The sequence below is a fragment of the Bacillus sp. FSL K6-1003 genome (genome assembly GCF_037964945.1).
GTDB classification, from domain to species: Bacteria; Bacillota; Bacilli; order Bacillales; family Bacillaceae; genus Bacillus; species Bacillus mojavensis.
The window spans coordinates 819539-835710 of sequence record NZ_CP150176.1 but is presented as its reverse complement, the minus strand read 5'-3'; the positions used below and the strand labels follow the sequence as shown (position 1 = coordinate 835710).

The window sequence follows — 16172 nt, the reverse complement described above, 5'->3', positions numbered from 1 at the left end:
GCGTCCGTTTTTGTTATTTTTCAAGCAGTGCCAAAGACTCGCGGTTAAATGCAGGAATGTCCTCCGGCGTTCGGCTGGTGACCAATTGATCTTGGCAAACCACTACCTCCTGGTCAACGACATTAGCCCCCGCGTATTCCATATCTACACGAATAGACGTATAGCCTGTCGCTTTTCTGCCTTCCAGCGCTTTAGCAGTAATCAGCAGCTGCGGGCCGTGGCAGATCGCAAATACCGGCTTTTTGTCCGTCATAAACGCTTTTGTAAACTGGACGAACCGTTCATCGGCACGAAGCTGGTCGGGTGAAAACCCTCCCGGAATTAACAGCGCGTCAAAGTCGGAAGGGTTTACGTCATCAATGGACGCATCAATTGTGACTTGCGCATTCCCCTGCTTGCCTTTTACGGTTTTCCCTTTTTCATTTTCGATAACGGTCAGCTCATGCCCCGCTTCTTTAAATGCTTTGGCTGGTTCAGTATACTCGCTGTCTTCGAAATAATCTGTTAGCACAACGGCGATTTTTTTACCCATGATTGATAACCTCCCCCTTAATATGTCTACATAAAACAATCTACCCCAGCCACAATATAATAAACATTTTGCAGATCTGACACACGATAAGCACAATGACCCAATTCACATCACCCAAAGATGATACATAATACTTATTTTTCTCCCTTTTACAATAATCATAAAGAAACATCTACAAATGCTTACAAAATATTCTTACAATAGAACCTGTAACATAAATTTCGTTGAAAGGTGGAGAACTGGTGAGAATACAGAAAAGACGAAAAGACGTCAGTAACATTCTCCGTATTCTGCTGCCCCTCATTATGATACTTAGCCTAATCCTCCCAACACCGCCCGTTTACGCAGAAGAAAACACGGCTCCTCAAGTGAATCTCAGTATTTTGGCTACAACTGATATTCATGCCAACATGATGGATTACGATTACTACAGCGACAAAGAAACGACAGAATTCGGGCTTGCCAGAACGGCTCAGCTGATCCAAAAGTACCGTGAGCAAAACCCAAACACCCTGCTCGTCGATAACGGCGACTTGATTCAAGGGAATCCGCTGGGCGAATACGCGTTGAAATATGAAAAAGACGACATTATCTCCGGCGCGAAAACCCACCCGATCATCAGCGTCATGAATGCGCTGAAATACGACGCCGGCACATTGGGGAATCATGAATTTAATTACGGGCTCGACTTTCTCGACGGCACGATCAAAGGAGCCGATTTCCCGATTGTAAATGCCAATGTCAAAACAACTGGCGGCGAACACCGTTATACGCCGTATGTTATTAACGAGAAAACAGTCACAGATGAAAACGGAAACGAACAGAAGATCAAAATAGGCTACATAGGCTTTGTCCCGCCGCAGATCATGACCTGGGACAAAAAGAATCTCGAAGGACAGGTTCAGGTACAGGATATTGTCGAATCTGCCAATGAAACGATACCGAAAATGAAGGCAGAAGGCGCGGATGTCATTATTGCCCTTGCCCATACCGGTATTGAAAAGCAGGCGCAATCGTCAGGTGCAGAAAACGTCGTTTTTGACCTGGCCACGAAAACCAAGGGCATTGATGCGATTGTCTCGGGCCATCAGCACGGACTCTTCCCTTCCGCAGATTATGCGGGTGCCGCTCAGTTCGATGTTGAAAAAGGAACAATAAACGGCATTCCGGTCGTCATGCCAAGCAGCTGGGGCAAATATTTAGGCGTCATTGACCTCAAGCTTGAAAAAACAGACGGCTCGTGGAAGGTCGCAGATTCCAAGGGCAGCATCGAATCAATTGCCGGCAGTGTCGCTTCCAGAAACGGAGCCGTCACAAACACCATTCAGCAAACACATCAAAACACGCTGGAATATGTCAGAAAGCCTGTCGGCAAAACAGAAGCCGACATTAACAGCTTCTTTGCACAGGTCAAGGACGACCCTTCTATTCAAATTGTGACAGATGCGCAAAAATGGTACGCAGAAAACGAAATGAAGGATACCGAGTATAAAGATCTCCCGATTTTGTCAGCCGGCGCGCCGTTTAAAGCCGGCGGCAGAAACGGAGCCAATTACTATACCAACATTCCGGCCGGGGATCTTGCGATTAAAAACGTCGGTGACTTGTATCTGTACGATAATACCCTCCAGATCGTAAAATTGACCGGAAGCGAAGTGAAGGACTGGCTCGACATGTCAGCGGGCCAATTTAATCAAATCGATCCGTCAAAAGGCGGCGACCAAGCCTTGCTGAATGAGAATTTCCGCTCCTACAACTTTGACGTGATTGACGGCGTCACCTATCAAGTCGATGTCACAAAACCGGCCAAATACAACGAAAACGGAAAAGTGATCAACGGAAATTCAAGCCGGATCATCAATCTTTCCTATGAAGGCAAACCGATCAGCCCGAGCCAGGAATTTCTCGTAGTGACAAATAATTACCGCGCATCCGGCGGAGGCGGTTTCCCTCATCTGACGAGTGATAAGATTGTCCACGGCTCCGCAGTTGAAAACAGACAGGTGCTGATGGATTACATTATTGAACAGGAAACATTAAATCCAAAAGCCGATAACAACTGGTCGATTGCACCGGTTTCCGGCACGAATTTGACGTTTGAATCTTCACTTTTAGCCAAGCCTTTTGCGGACAAAGCCGATGATGTCGCTTATGTAAAACATTCTTCAAATGAAGGCTATGGCGTGTACAAGCTTCAATTTGACGACGATTCAGATACCGATCCTCCTAAAGGCGGATTATGGGATCTTACCGTCATGCATACCAATGATACGCACGCGCACCTTGATGACGCAGCCAGACGAATGACGAAAATCAACGAAGTAAGAAACGAAACAGACCACAACATCCTGCTTGACGCGGGAGATGTGTTTTCCGGCGACCTGTATTTCACGAAATGGAACGGTTTAGCCGACCTGAAGCTGATGAACATGATGGGTTATGACGCCATGACCTTCGGAAACCACGAATTTGATAAAGGTCCGTCCGTGCTTTCTGATTTTCTCAGCGGGAACAGCACAACTGTCGATCCGGCAAACCGGTATCACTTTGAAGCGCCCGATTTTCCGATCGTCAGCGCGAACGTGGATGTATCAAATGAACCTAAGCTGAAATCATATGTCAAAAAACCGCAGACCTTTACTGCGGGAGAAAAGAAAGAGCCGGGCATCCATCCGTACATTCTGTTAGACGTTGACGGTGAAAAAGTCGCCGTTTTCGGACTGACAACAGAAGACACAGCCACAACATCCAGCCCGGGCAAAAGCATTGTATTTAACGACGCATTTCAAACTGCGCAGAACACCGTGAAAACGATTCAGGAAGATGAAAAAGTAAACAAAATTATCGCTCTCACCCACATTGGGCATAACCGCGATCTTGAGCTAGCCAAAAAAGTGAAAGGTATTGACTTGATCATCGGAGGACACACCCACACCCTCGTGGACAAAATGGAGGTCGTGGAAAACGACGAACCGACTATCGTGGCGCAGGCAAAAGAATATGGCCAATTCTTAGGGCGTGTCGATGTCGTGTTTGATGAAAACGGCGTTGTACAAACAGACAAATCAAATCTGAGCGTGCTGCCAATTGATGAACATACAGAAGAAAACGCAGAAGCAAAAAAAGAGCTTGATCAGTTCAAAAATGAATTAGAGGACGTTAAAAATGAAAAAGTCGGCTACACGGATGTGGCGCTTGACGGCCAGCGTGAGCATGTGCGAACGAAGGAAACGAACCTCGGAAACTTCATCGCGGACGGCATGCTGGCAAAAGCGAAAGCATCAGCAGGAGCCGACATTGCGATCACAAATGGCGGCGGCATCAGAGCCGGCATTGACAAAGGCGATATCACTCTCGGCGAAGTACTGAACGTTATGCCGTTCGGCAACACACTTTACGTCGCTGATTTAACCGGAAAACAAATCAAAGAAGCTCTTGAACAAGGCTTAAGCAATGTGGAAAACGGAGGCGGCGCTTTCCCTCAGGTGGCTGGAATCGAATATACCTTTACATTAAACAACGAACCTGGACACCGTGTTGTAGACGTGAAATTCGAATCGCCTAACGGAGAAAAAGTTGATTTGAATTCAGATGATACCTACCGCGTCGCAACAAATCATTTTGTCGGCAGCGGTGGAGACGGATACTCTGTCTTTACGGAGGCATCCCATGGTGAAGACCTTGGTTACGTAGATTATGAGATTTTCACCGAACAGCTGAAAAAACTAGGAAACAAGGTCTCTCCTAAAATCGAAGGACGCATTAAAGAAGTATTCCTGCCGACTAAACAGAAGGATGGCAGCTGGACACTCGATGAAGACAAATTTGCGATTTATGCTAAAAATGCCAACACGCCATTTGTCTATTATGAAATGTCTGAAGGATCTCAAGAGAAGCCTATCAATCTAAAAATGAAAAAAGATCAGGTCAAGCTATTGAAAGATAGAGATTTAGATCCTTCCCTGACGGTGTTCAACTATTGGTACAGCATGAAGCTTCCAATGGCGAACATCAAAACCGCGGATACTGAGATCGGAATCAAATCTAAAGGAGAATTAAACGTCTCCTTATCAAATGTATATGACTTTACAGTGAAGCAAAAAGGAAAAGAAGTGAAATCATTTAAAGAACCCGTTCAGCTTTCGCTTCGGATGTTTGATATTGAAGAAGCTCACAACCCTGCCATTTACCATGTTGACTGGAAAAAGAAAGCTTTCACAAAGACAGAAAACGGATCAGTTGACAATGATATGGTAACAGGATACACAAACCACTTCAGCGAATACACGATCTTAAATTCCGGTGAGAACAACAAACCGCCGGCATTCCCGTCCGATCAGCCGACAGGCGGTGATGACGGCAGCAATGGCGGAGGCTCCGATAAACCAGGCGGAAAACAGCCGACTGACGGCAAAGGCGGCGGAGGCGGGGATCAAACACCTCCCGGCACTGAACCAACAAATGGATCGGGCGGTTCGGGAACCGATGGCCCAGCCGGCGGCTTGCTTCCTGACACAGCCACATCCATGTATTCCATCCTGCTGGCCGGATTTCTGATCAGCGCACTCGGAACAGCATTATATTTGCATCAGCGAAGAAAACAGAACAGAGCGAATCAGGCATAAAAAAAGCTGCTCGTTATCGAGCAGCTTTCTTTTTTATACCCACTTCACAACATCCTCAACAGCAGATCTTGTTTTCGGACGAGGGTCTCGCACACGGTAGCCGAACGCCACCATGACAGAAATATCAAAGCTTCCGTTTTCCAGAAGGCCTTCTTCTTCAAGAATACGATGAATTTCATCATATTGGAAGCCTTCCACAGGGCAGGAATCAACGCCGATTTGCGCAGCGGCTGTCATCATGTTGCCAAGCGCAATATAGGTTTGTTTGGATGCCCAGTCAAACAATGTTCTGTCACTTTCAAGCAAATGCAGATCGTTTTTCTGGAATTCTTCGGTTTTGCTCAGGTAGCCTTCGTACACGTCCTGAGGCATTTGTTTCACTTCTTTTAAATGGCGTTTGATATAGTCAGCGTCATATCTGATATCCTTCGCCGTACGTGCCAGAATCAGCACAAAGTGGCTTGCAGTCGGCAGCTGCTTTTGCGCGCCCCATGTGAATTCACGAAGCTTCTCGCGGAATTCCGGATTCTGCACGACAACGAATTTCCAAGGCTCTAGGCCGAGTGAACTCGGAGACAGTCTTCCTGTTTCTAAAATAAATTCAAAATCGCTGTCTGATACTTTTTTATTCGGGTCAAATTCTTTCGTCGCATGTCTGAAATGGTATGCATCCAGAATTTGTTTTTTTAATTCTGCCATGTTAAACACCTCTCCTTTTGGTTACTCTCACTTCTATTGTAGCCATTCTCATAAAAAGTAAAAGTACGCACATTTTTGTATGATAGTATCAATTTTGATACCAAGAGAAAAAGCGCTCTGCCGCAGGCAGGCGCTCTTATTTTCCCCGTCGCGCAAAATCGACAAACCTGAATTTGTCCAGACGGTGTCTGCTTTCCGTATATTGAAAGAGACTTGTATCCTCTAAAAAGACATAGTTTCTCACAACCACCATATGGTCATAGCCGCGTAAATCAAGCAATTCCCTGTCTTCATCCGTACAAGGCTCGGCCACAATTTCTTTCTGTGCGTAACTAATCGAAAGACCAAGCTCTCCTTCTATATATTCATAAATGGAGTTTTCGCAAATTTCTTTCGTCAGGTGAGGCACATGCTTTCTGAAAAAGTAGTCCTTGTCCAAAATGACATGCTCCCCGTCAATCTTTCTTGACCTGATGACTTCCCATATGTCATCATTCGGCTGTGCCCGAAGCTGTTTTTGGATCAGATCTGACGGAGGCACCAGCCCGAATTTGTGAACGGCTGTTTTCGTTTCTTTCCCCAAAGTTTGCGCCAGTTCCTTGAAGCTGACAAGCCCTGAGACCGGAAACTGCATTTTTTCACGGTTGAGAATCACAGAGCCTTTCCCTCTGATTTTCTGGATATATCCATTTTGAGCCAGCATGTGAAGCGCCTTTCGGACCGTTTCTCTTGATGTGCCGTACTGTGCAGTCAATTCATGTTCAGACGGAAGAATCTCCTCCGCCTTCCATTGGCCGTCTTCAATTTGCTGTGCGATGTTTTTATAGATTGTGATAAATTTATTCACCTTCATTTATGACCACCCAGCTTAGTTTAGCACGGTTTTGTTAAATGATAAACAATGGACTCATACGGGCGGAGCGTCATATTCTTCAGTTCCTCTCTCTCTTCATCGTTTGTCAGAAGCACCTCTGCCTCCCACTCGTCGGGCTTAAGCGTGTCCGGCAGTGTAAAGGCTGCCTCCGTCCCGTAAAAATTATTGATGACGAGCAGTTTCTCATTTTCGCCATGTCTCATATACGCAAACACGCTTGGATCGTCCTTTGCGATCAGTTCATACGTTCCGTCTGTGACAATGTCATACGCTTTGCGAATCTGAATCAGCTTCTGGTAGTGATAAAAGACCGAATGTTTGTCCTTCAGCGCCGACTCTGCATTGATCTCCCGGTAATTGCCGGCGACCGGTATCCACGGCGTGCCTGATGTGAATCCGGCATTTGGCGTATCATCCCACTGGACGGGTGTTCTGGAATTGTCACGGGATTTTTCCTGTAAAATGGCTAAAATCTCTTTCTCCGCCATGCCTTTTTTCTTGAAGGCGTGATACATGTTCAGCGACTCAACATCCCGATAGGAGCTGATGCCGGTAAACTTCGGATTCGTCATGCCGAGCTCTTCACCCTGATAAATATAAGGTGTGCCCTGCATCATATGAATGGCCGTCGCAAGCATTTTTGCCGATTTCACCCGATGTGGACCGTCATTTCCATATCTCGATACAATGCGCGGCTGATCGTGATTGCACCAAAACAAAGCGTTCCAGCCCCCTCCCGCCTGCATCTCCGTCTGCCACACGGATAAGATCTCCTTCAGCTTCAGAAAATCGAACGGAGCCAAGGCCCATTTTTCTCCGTTTGGATAATCGACCTTGAGATGATGGAAGTTAAACGTCATATCAAGCTCTTCGTTGCCCGGATTTGTATAACGGATGCAATGGTCAATCGATGTAGAAGACATCTCACCGACTGTCATGCTGTCATATTTTGCGAATACCTCCCTGTTCATTTCATGCAAAAACTCGTGTACACGCGGTCCGTCTGTATAAAAGGAACGGCCGTCACCGCCGTCTTTGGCATTCGGAAAGCGCTGGTCTTTTGAAATCAGATTGATAACATCAAGCCTGAAGCCATCAATTCCTTTTTCAAACCAAAAATGCATCATCTCGTAAACATGCTTTCTGACCTCTTCATTTTCCCAATTCAAATCAGCCTGTGTGACATCAAACAGGTGCAGATAATATTGGCCTGAGGCTTCGTCAAGCTTCCATGCCGAGCCGCCGAATTTCGATTCCCAGTTTGTCGGGGCTGTGCCGTCTTCGTTCGGGTTTTTCCATATATAAAAATCACGGTATGGACTGTCTTTTGAAGAAATCGCCTCTCTAAACCATTTGTGCTCAGTTGACGTATGATTGACCACAAGATCCATGACGACTTTTAAGCCTCTTTTGTGCGCTTCAGCTAATAAGCGTTCAAAATCTTCCATTGTGCCGTACTCTTGATAAATCGTGTAGTAATCTCGAATATCATATCCATTATCATGCTGCGGCGAGTCGTAAATCGGCGTTAGCCAAAGAACATCAACCTGAAGCGTTTGTAGGTAATCAAGCTTTTCAATAATTCCATTCAAATCGCCAATGCCGTTTCCCGTCGTATCTTTAAAGCTTTTCGGATAAATTTGATAAACCACGGCTTTTTTCCACCATGGTGTTTGTTCTGTTTTCATCTGTCTCCACCACCGTCTTTTTTAATGAAAAAGGGAAAAAGGGACCGTCAATCACACGTCCCGCTCCCCTTTTTTATTTACGTTTCAGTCGTGCATAAGCGTATGTTCCGGCAAACGGAACAATTAAGACAATCGCCATTCCGATTGCGAATGCGCACCAGTACTGGCTCATAATCGAGAAAATGCCGGGCACGCCGCCGACACCGACGGAGCTTGCCAAAACGCCTTGAGATGAGATATACATCCCGGCCAGCCCTGAGCTGATCATCGCAATGATAAAAGGAAATCTGTAGCGAAGGTTCACCCCGAATATGGCAGGCTCTGTAATGCCCAGATAAGCGGAAATGCCTGATGTTAAGGAAAGACCTTTTTGTTTCTCATCCTTTACGATAAACATCATCGCCAGCGCCGCTGATCCTTGGGCGATATTTGAAAGCGCCAGCATCGGCCATAAAAATGTGCCTCCGAGCTTAGAGCCGATCAGCTGCAGATCAACTGCCAAAAACGTATGATGCATTCCGGTAATCACCAGCGCTGAGTATAAGCCGCCGTACAGCAGCCCGCCCAGCGCGGCAAATGAGCCGAACACCGAGATAAGCCCTGAAGTTAACACATTCCCGATTGCAAATGTGACCGGACCGATAATGATAAAGGACGCAAAACCCGTCACGAGCAGGGTAATCGGCGCGACGACTAAAAGCTGTATTCCTTCGGGCGTCCGTTTCGTCAAAAACAATTCAATCTTGGCAAGCAAATACGAAGCGAGCAAAATCGGGAGCACCTGCCCTTGGTAGCCGACCTTTTGCACCTCCAGACCGAAAAGATTCCATACGGGGATCTCTCCGCTTTGTTCCGCGGCGCCATAGCCCCACGCATTCAGTAAATCAGGATGCACGAGCATAACGCCGAGTACAATGCCAAGGAGCGGATTTCCGCCAAACCGCTTCACCGCCGACCAGCCGATCAGCGCTGGCAGGAACGTAAAGGCCGTGCCTGCGATTAAATTGATCATATTGGCGAGATCCGCCCACTGCGGATACACCTGCACAATCGACTTCGTATTGAAGAAAATCCCCTGCGCCGTTAAGATATTGTTGATCCCCATTAAGAGACCTGCCGTGACAATCGCCGGCAAAATCGGAATAAAGATATCTGCAAGCGTTTTCACAGCACGCTGCAAAGGATTCATATTTTTTTCTGAGGCCTTCTTCACATCGTCCTTTGTTGACTCGCCAATCCCCGTTTCCTTGACCAGTTCCGCATATACCTTGTTGACTGTTCCCTGGCCGATTACAACCTGAAACTGTCCGTTTGTCGAAAACGATCCCTTTACAACATCGATTTGATCCAGCACCTCTTGGTCAACCTTGCTTTCATCTATTAACGCGAAGCGTAAACGTGTTACACAATGAGTTGCCGCTGCAATATTTTCAGCACCGCCGACTGCTTCAACAATTTGCCGTGCTGATCTGTTCAGTTCCCCCATGCCAACCCCTCCGTTTGATAACTTGTATATACAACTTATGTTTATATTGTAGTCCTGTATATACATGTAGTCAACAACTTTTTGTAGCGCTTTCATACTATTCGTAAAGTCATAGAATGGCTTAACAGAAAGGTTACTCTAAAAAGCTAGCAACTGTTTTGAGAGGTGAGCACTATGAATAAACACGAGAATGCCCTGCAAGTTCCTCCGTGAGCTCGAGGCCAACAAGGAAGGGCCGCTTTCTCCTATCCAAGGAAAACACTATTAACAGAAGGCTGGGGTTTGACTTCGGAAATGGTCTGTGCGGATTTGTTGTATATATCGAAGGAATCGTAAAATCTGAATCTATTCAGGATCACGCCCTCCTTCCTTTTTGCGGCATCTGAAGGATGAAATAGAGAAAGACGGGGAATCTCTGCCGATACGCTGTCTATTTCCAGTGTATTGGCAGAGACAAGTTTGAAACTATTATTTTGTCGACGTCAAATTGCCTGATTGTAAAAATAAAAGGCGGCTAAAGGAGAAGCATTGAAACCGATCGCCGAGTCCGCCATCAGAGGTTCAAGAGAGGCTTTACAGAAAGCCTCAGAGTCAATAACGCTCATTAATGGGGTGATGCGATTGTGCTGCCTTTGTTCATCTATTTGATCATCAAGAGTTAGACGATGTTGAATTCAAAAACACTACGAATTTTTAGCTTCTTTTGTTTGGTAAACAGGGCCCTGTTTCGTTTTTCTTCTATCTTTCAGGTAATACTGTTCAGATGTGAAAAATTCGGTATACAGCGCTTTCACCTTCTTGCTCAATAATAACAGCGCAATCACATTCGGAACGAGAATGAAAGCTAACGCTAAGTCCAGAAAGCCCCAGATGGCTTTTGCTCCGCCTGCGGCACCTATGATAATAGCCGCTAAATAGACGAATTTAATGACATGTCCCGACAGCCGTCCGAATAGAAATTCAGCTTGTTTTGCGCCGTAAAATATGACAACCATAATGGTCGAGACAACAAAAAAGACGAGAGAAATCGAAACGAAGTACCCTCCGCCAGCTCCGAAATAATGCTGAAATGCAGCCGTAGTCAATGCTGCTGGGTCATTTGAAGCGTCCTTCCCTGTCCAGACACCGGATGCAAGGACGACAAATGCCGTAGTGGTGCAGATAATCAAGGTGTCAATGACAATTCCGATCACAGACCAGAAGCCTTGTCTTACGGGGTGGTCAGTCATTGCCGCCGCATGTGCAATCGGGGCTGTTCCCATCCCGGCTTCATTAGAATACAGGCCGCGGGCAAACCCCCAGCGGATGGTTTCAGCCAAGGCAGCGCCTGCGAATCCTCCTGCTGCCGAAGAAGAAGTAAACGCATTCGAAAAAATAAGAGAGAAAAACACCGGCACAGATGAAAGATTCATTAGAACAATCAGGAGACCGGCTCCCGCGTATGCCCCTGCCATGAGAGGCACGACAAACTCAGTTACTTTTCCGATCCGCTTCACCCCGCCAATTACAACTAAACCAATCAAAAACGCGATGCCGATTCCGGCGTATATTTTATTGAAAGAAAACGTTTCGGCAAGAGAAACTGAAACTGAATTCCCCTGAACCATTATGCTTGGAATCAGCTCTACGATCAGTGCAACAGAAAAAAACACGCCGAGCCATTTCATGCGCAGTCCTTTTGTTATGTAATACATCGGTCCCCCGACAAATTCACCCTGCTCATTTTTTTCCCTGTAATGAACAGCAAGCACACTTTCTGAAAACTTAATCGCCATAGCAAATAAGGCAACCAGCCACATCCAAAAAACAGCCCCGGGACCGCCAAACATGATGGCCGCAGGCACTCCGACAATGTTCGCCGCCCCAATCGTCGAACTGAGGGCTGACGTCAATGCCTGAAGCGGCGTAACTGTCCCTTCTCCCTTCGGCTTTTTTCCTACGCTGCCGATCGTCTGCTTCAAAATGTATAGAGGATAGCGAAATTGAAAAAACTTCAGCAAAATGGTGAAGTACAATCCCGTCCCCGTCAGTAAGATGATTAGCGGGGGTCCCCACAGCCAATCAGATATACGCTCTACCCATTCCAATAGTCGTTCCATCCCATCACCCTTTACCCGTTTATGGGTCATTTCCCCACAGATGGAAAAACATAAACCTTTTAGAACAGACAAAACTGAGTCAAATTGAGGAAGAAAGGAAGCTGGATGGCTAAAAAACAGCCGTCTGGCAAGGAAAATTAAGTGGAAGAAGGTCTGTTTCGCCCAAGACGATCATATACTTGATTCTTATAAAACGATGACGCCGGTTTGGAAAACATGCCTTTTTTATCGGCAAGCTTATCGAGCATCAGCTGCTTCTCTGATTTTTTTCTTACTAATTGCTCACGTTCCTTTTCGTCATAGCACTTGGAGATTAAATGGTTGAGGGTCATAAGCTCTTTTTTAAGTGCACCCTCATCCTCAGCCATCCCTGCATTTTTTAACATACGATATCCCATCCGCAGAGATTCCGGCAAGTGGGCCGCATCATCCTTTGGCAGCGGTTTTCCCATTCCCGGCAGGTTGTCAAATTCTCCGTCTTTGATGGCGCGTTTAATCTTATCTTCAGACACAATATGAGAAAAATCCATCGTCCCACCTCTATTCATGTAATGAACATATTTTATCATACAGCTGTCACAAACCATATTATTCCTTTATTGACAGAAAGAAACCTGTTTTTTACATCTGGCGATTTCCTAGGAAAACGTTGATTCGACGGCGTTTTTCGCCACATTTTCCATCGGACGATTTTCACTTTTCTAATCAGCTGATTCGTGTTATATTGGATACGTTCGTTTTTTCTATCGTTTCGCTCGAACTGTGATCGGAAAAAAGGAGTGTAACAATGAAAACATTTATAAAAGAAAGAGGACTGGCCTTCTTCTTAATTGCGGTCGTCCTGTTATGGGTAAAGACGTATGTCGGTTATGTCCTGAACTTTAACTTAGGAATAGACAACACGATCCAGAAAATATTGCTTTTTGTGAATCCGCTCAGCTCAAGCTTATTCTTTCTTGGATTTGGACTTTTGTTCAAGAAAAAATTACAGCAGACAGCCATCATAGTGATTCATTTTTTAATGTCTTTTTTACTGTACGCAAACATTGTGTATTATCGATTCTTCAATGATTTTATTACGATTCCGGTCATTATGCAGGCTAAAACAAACGGCGGCCAACTCGGTGACAGCGCATTTTCGCTGATGAGACCGACTGACGCCTTTTACTTTATTGATACGATCATTCTGATTATCTTAGCGATTAAAGTGAACAAGCCTGCCGAGACGTCGTCTAACAAAAAATCATTCCGAATCGTTCTTGCGTCTTCGATTCTCGTTTTCTTAATCAACCTGGCAGTTGCGGAATCAGACCGTCCTGAATTGCTGACTAGATCATTTGACCGAAACTACCTTGTCAAATATTTAGGAACATACAATTTCACGATTTATGACGCTGTGCAGAATGTCAAATCCAACAGCCAGCGCGCACTCGCCGATTCAAGCGACGTAACGGAAGTTGAGAACTACATGAAAGCCAATTACGATGTGCCGAACAATGTGTATTTCGGCAAAGCGGAAGGAAAAAACGTCATTTACGTTTCACTTGAATCTTTGCAGTCCTTCATCATCGACTATAAAATTGATGGCAAAGAAGTTACACCGTTCTTAAATAAACTGGCGCACGATAACGAAACGTTCTACTTTGATAACTTTTTCCACCAAACAGGACAAGGTAAAACATCAGATGCGGAATTTATGATGGAAAACTCTCTGTATCCGCTGGCTCAAGGTTCCGTTTTCGTTAACAAAGCGCAAAACACGCTTCAATCCGTTCCGGCGATTTTGAAGTCTAAAGATTACACATCTGCTACGTTCCACGGGAATACGCAGACGTTCTGGAACCGAAACGAAATGTACAAAGCGGAAGGCATCGATAAGTTCTTCGACTCTGCCTACTATGACATGAACGAAGAAAACACGAAAAACTACGGCATGAAAGACAAACCGTTCTTCAAAGAATCAATGCCGCTGTTAGAAAGCTTGCCGCAGCCGTTCTATACGAAGTTCATTACCCTGTCGAACCACTTCCCATTCGGAATGGATGAGGGGGATACGGACTTCCCGGCTGGAGACTTTGGTGACTCTGTCGTCAACAACTACTTCCAGTCAGCCCATTACCTTGATCAGTCCATTGAACAATTTTTCAATGACCTGAAAAAAGACGGGTTATATGATAAATCGGTTATCGTGATGTACGGAGACCACTACGGCATCTCTGAAAACCACAATAACGCGATGGCCAAAGTGCTTGGCAAAGACGAAATTACCGATTATGACAACGCCCAGCTTCAGCGGGTGCCGCTCTTTATCCACGCTGCCGGCGTGAAGGGCGAAAAAGTTCATAAATATGCCGGAGACGTCGATGTGGCTCCAACCCTTCTGCATTTGCTCGGAGTGGATACGAAAGACTACTTGATGTCCGGTTCTGATATTTTATCTAAAGAACACCGTGAAGTGATTCCGTTCCGTAACGGAGACTTTATATCACCGAAGTACACGAAAATATCCGGCAAGTACTATGACACAAAAACCGGTAAACAGCTTGATGAATCTGAGATCGACAAGTCAGAAGACTCACTCGTCAAGAAGGAACTCGAAATGTCCGATAAAATCATAAACGGAGACCTGCTGCGTTTCTACAACCCGAAAGGTTTTACAAAGGTGAACCCTTCCAATTATGATTACACAAAACACGGAGAAGATTCAGAGACGTCAACAGAAGACGAAGATAAATAAGAAAAAAGCAGAGAGGCCAGCCTCTCTGCTTTTTCTATTTCACCGCAGCACGTAATTCCTCTGCCGCAAACTCGACATTCGGGCCAATAATGACTTGTACTGATTGCCCGCCCGATTTGACGACTCCTTTTGCGCCTGCTTTCTTTAATAACGCTTCATCCACTAAAGAAGTATCTTTCACTGTCAGTCTCAGCCTTGTCGCACAGTGATCAATCGTCTGCAGGTTTTCTTTTCCGCCAAGCCCCTTCAGCATGATGTTTTCATTGACAGACTGTGCTGTGTTCTCATCCAGCACCTCATCCAAGTCATCATCTTCCCGTCCCGGCGTTTTCAAATTCAACGTCTTAATTAAGACGTAAAACACGGCAAAGTATACAGCCGCATAGCATATACCTACCAGAAGCAGAAGCAGCGGCTTTTCTGCAATTCCGTAGCTCAAAAGATAATCGATGGCACCGGCTGAAAAAGAAAATCCAGAGCGTATGCCGAGCAAATTAACGATGAATAACGACAGTCCGGTTAAAACTGCATGCACAGCGTATAACAGCGGAGATAAAAACATAAATGCAAACTCAATCGGCTCCGTAATTCCTGTAATAAAGGCAGTCAAAGCAAAACCAATCATCATTCCGGCCGTTGCTTTTCGCTTTGACGGCTTGGCAGTCACAATCATTGCCAGACATGCGGCCGGAAGACCGAACATCATAATCGGGAAGAAGCCCGTCATGTATGTGCCCGCTGTCGGGTCTTTAGCGAAAAAGCGCGCCAAATCGCCTGTCACTCCGTTATATTCGCCGAATTGGAACCAGAAAATATTATTCAGCACGTGGTGAAGACCAAGCGGAATTAACAGCCTGTTGAATAAACCGAATATGCCCGCGCCGATCCCGCCAAGCCCAAGCATCCACTCCCCAAACGCGTTAATTCCCGATTGAATTGGCGGCCATACCGCACCGAATATCCCTGCTAAAATGATTGTGAAAATAGCGGTGACAATCGGCACAAGCCGTCTGCCGCTGAAGAATCCGAGATATTCCGGCAGTTTTGTATCCTTGAAGCGGTTATAGGTGTAACCCGCTATTAAACCGGCAATAATTCCCCCAAATACCGCCATGTTGTTTGCTTCATTAATTGATTTTGTTGCCGCGTCGAGCATCAGATACGAAATCGCCCCTGATAAACCCGCGGCCCCATTGCTGTCCTTTGAAATGCCGATGGCAATCCCAATCGCAAAAATAAGCGGCAGGTGATCAAAAACAGCAGTTCCCGCTTGATAAACAAACGGGATATCGAATAAATCCTCCCTGCCAAGTGCAAGGATAATCCCGACTGCAGGCAAAACCGCAATCGGGAGCATAAATGACTTTCCAAGCTTTTGTAAAAATGAAAGCATACCCATCCCCCTCTTACCCTTTTTTAAAAATATACCATA

Annotated in this window: 10 protein-coding genes; 2 read left to right on the top strand and 8 right to left on the bottom strand. The window is 45.7% G+C overall.

Translation table 11 applies throughout. The annotated features are described in order from the left end of the window. Positions 1–13 precede the first annotated feature (13 nt). Entirely contained in the window at positions 14–532 is a 519-nt protein-coding gene (locus NSU16_RS04200) for a type 1 glutamine amidotransferase domain-containing protein (protein ID WP_339192172.1), read from the bottom strand. A gap of 242 nt (positions 533–774) precedes the next feature. Here NSU16_RS04200 and NSU16_RS04195 point away from each other — a divergent pair, with 242 nt between their 5' ends. Continuing rightward, positions 775–5157 carry a multifunctional 2',3'-cyclic-nucleotide 2'-phosphodiesterase/3'-nucleotidase/5'-nucleotidase gene (locus NSU16_RS04195; protein WP_339192171.1) on the top strand — a complete coding sequence of 1461 codons (4383 nt, stop codon included), beginning with the start codon at positions 775–777 and terminating at the stop codon, positions 5155–5157. Between the two features lie 33 nt (positions 5158–5190). Here NSU16_RS04195 and NSU16_RS04190 read toward each other — a convergent pair whose 3' ends face one another. The 6 genes from NSU16_RS04190 to NSU16_RS04165 form a co-directional block, all read right to left on the bottom strand. Next, entirely contained in the window at positions 5191–5856 is a 666-nt protein-coding gene (locus tag NSU16_RS04190; RefSeq protein WP_168747203.1) for an NAD(P)H-dependent oxidoreductase, read from the bottom strand. 136 nt (positions 5857–5992) lie between these two features. Then, complete coding sequence (gene treR / locus NSU16_RS04185) at positions 5993–6709, bottom strand: trehalose operon repressor (protein WP_339180249.1); 717 nt, start codon at positions 6707–6709, stop codon at positions 5993–5995. Positions 6710–6729: 20 nt separating this feature from the next. Beyond that, the gene (gene treC / locus NSU16_RS04180) at positions 6730–8418 is read right to left on the bottom strand and encodes an alpha,alpha-phosphotrehalase (RefSeq protein ID WP_339192170.1); all 1689 of its coding nucleotides are present in this window, start codon (positions 8416–8418) and stop codon (positions 6730–6732) included. A 73-nt stretch (positions 8419–8491) separates the two neighbouring features. Then, a complete protein-coding gene (gene treP / locus NSU16_RS04175) occupies positions 8492–9904 on the bottom strand; it encodes a PTS system trehalose-specific EIIBC component (RefSeq protein ID WP_339192169.1) in 1413 nt (470 codons plus the stop codon). A gap of 683 nt (positions 9905–10587) precedes the next feature. Continuing rightward, on the bottom strand, positions 10588–12003 hold the full coding sequence (locus NSU16_RS04170) for a sodium:alanine symporter family protein (protein WP_339192168.1): 1416 nt from the start codon (positions 12001–12003) through the stop codon (positions 10588–10590). 137 nt (positions 12004–12140) lie between these two features. Beyond that, positions 12141–12533, bottom strand: a complete 393-nt coding sequence (locus NSU16_RS04165) for a DUF1992 domain-containing protein (protein ID WP_029441300.1) — start codon at positions 12531–12533, stop codon at positions 12141–12143. Between the two features lie 257 nt (positions 12534–12790). Here NSU16_RS04165 and ltaS point away from each other — a divergent pair, with 257 nt between their 5' ends. Beyond that, the gene (gene ltaS, locus NSU16_RS04160; RefSeq protein WP_339192166.1) at positions 12791–14740 is read left to right on the top strand and encodes a lipoteichoic acid synthase; all 1950 of its coding nucleotides are present in this window, start codon (positions 12791–12793) and stop codon (positions 14738–14740) included. A 34-nt stretch (positions 14741–14774) separates the two neighbouring features. Here ltaS and nagE read toward each other — a convergent pair whose 3' ends face one another. After that, entirely contained in the window at positions 14775–16133 is a 1359-nt protein-coding gene (nagE, locus tag NSU16_RS04155) for an N-acetylglucosamine-specific PTS transporter subunit IIBC (RefSeq protein WP_339192165.1), read from the bottom strand. Positions 16134–16172: the final 39 nt, after the last annotated feature.

Bases quoted from the DNA above. Each gene is read 5' to 3' on its own strand.
- NSU16_RS04200 (WP_339192172.1), bottom strand. From the start codon at position 532: ATGGGTAAAAAAATCGCCGTTGTGCTAACAGATTATTTCGAAGACAGC.
- NSU16_RS04190 (WP_168747203.1), bottom strand. From the start codon at position 5,856: ATGGCAGAATTAAAAAAACAAATTCTGGATGCATACCATTTCAGACAT.
- treR (WP_339180249.1), bottom strand. From the start codon at position 6,709: ATGAAGGTGAATAAATTTATCACAATCTATAAAAACATCGCACAGCAA.
- treC (WP_339192170.1), bottom strand. From the start codon at position 8,418: ATGAAAACAGAACAAACACCATGGTGGAAAAAAGCCGTGGTTTATCAA.
- treP (WP_339192169.1), bottom strand. From the start codon at position 9,904: ATGGGGGAACTGAACAGATCAGCACGGCAAATTGTTGAAGCAGTCGGC.
- NSU16_RS04170 (WP_339192168.1), bottom strand. From the start codon at position 12,003: ATGGAACGACTATTGGAATGGGTAGAGCGTATATCTGATTGGCTGTGG.
- NSU16_RS04165 (WP_029441300.1), bottom strand. From the start codon at position 12,533: ATGGATTTTTCTCATATTGTGTCTGAAGATAAGATTAAACGCGCCATC.
- ltaS (WP_339192166.1), top strand. From the start codon at position 12,791: ATGAAAACATTTATAAAAGAAAGAGGACTGGCCTTCTTCTTAATTGCG.
- nagE (WP_339192165.1), bottom strand. From the start codon at position 16,133: ATGCTTTCATTTTTACAAAAGCTTGGAAAGTCATTTATGCTCCCGATT.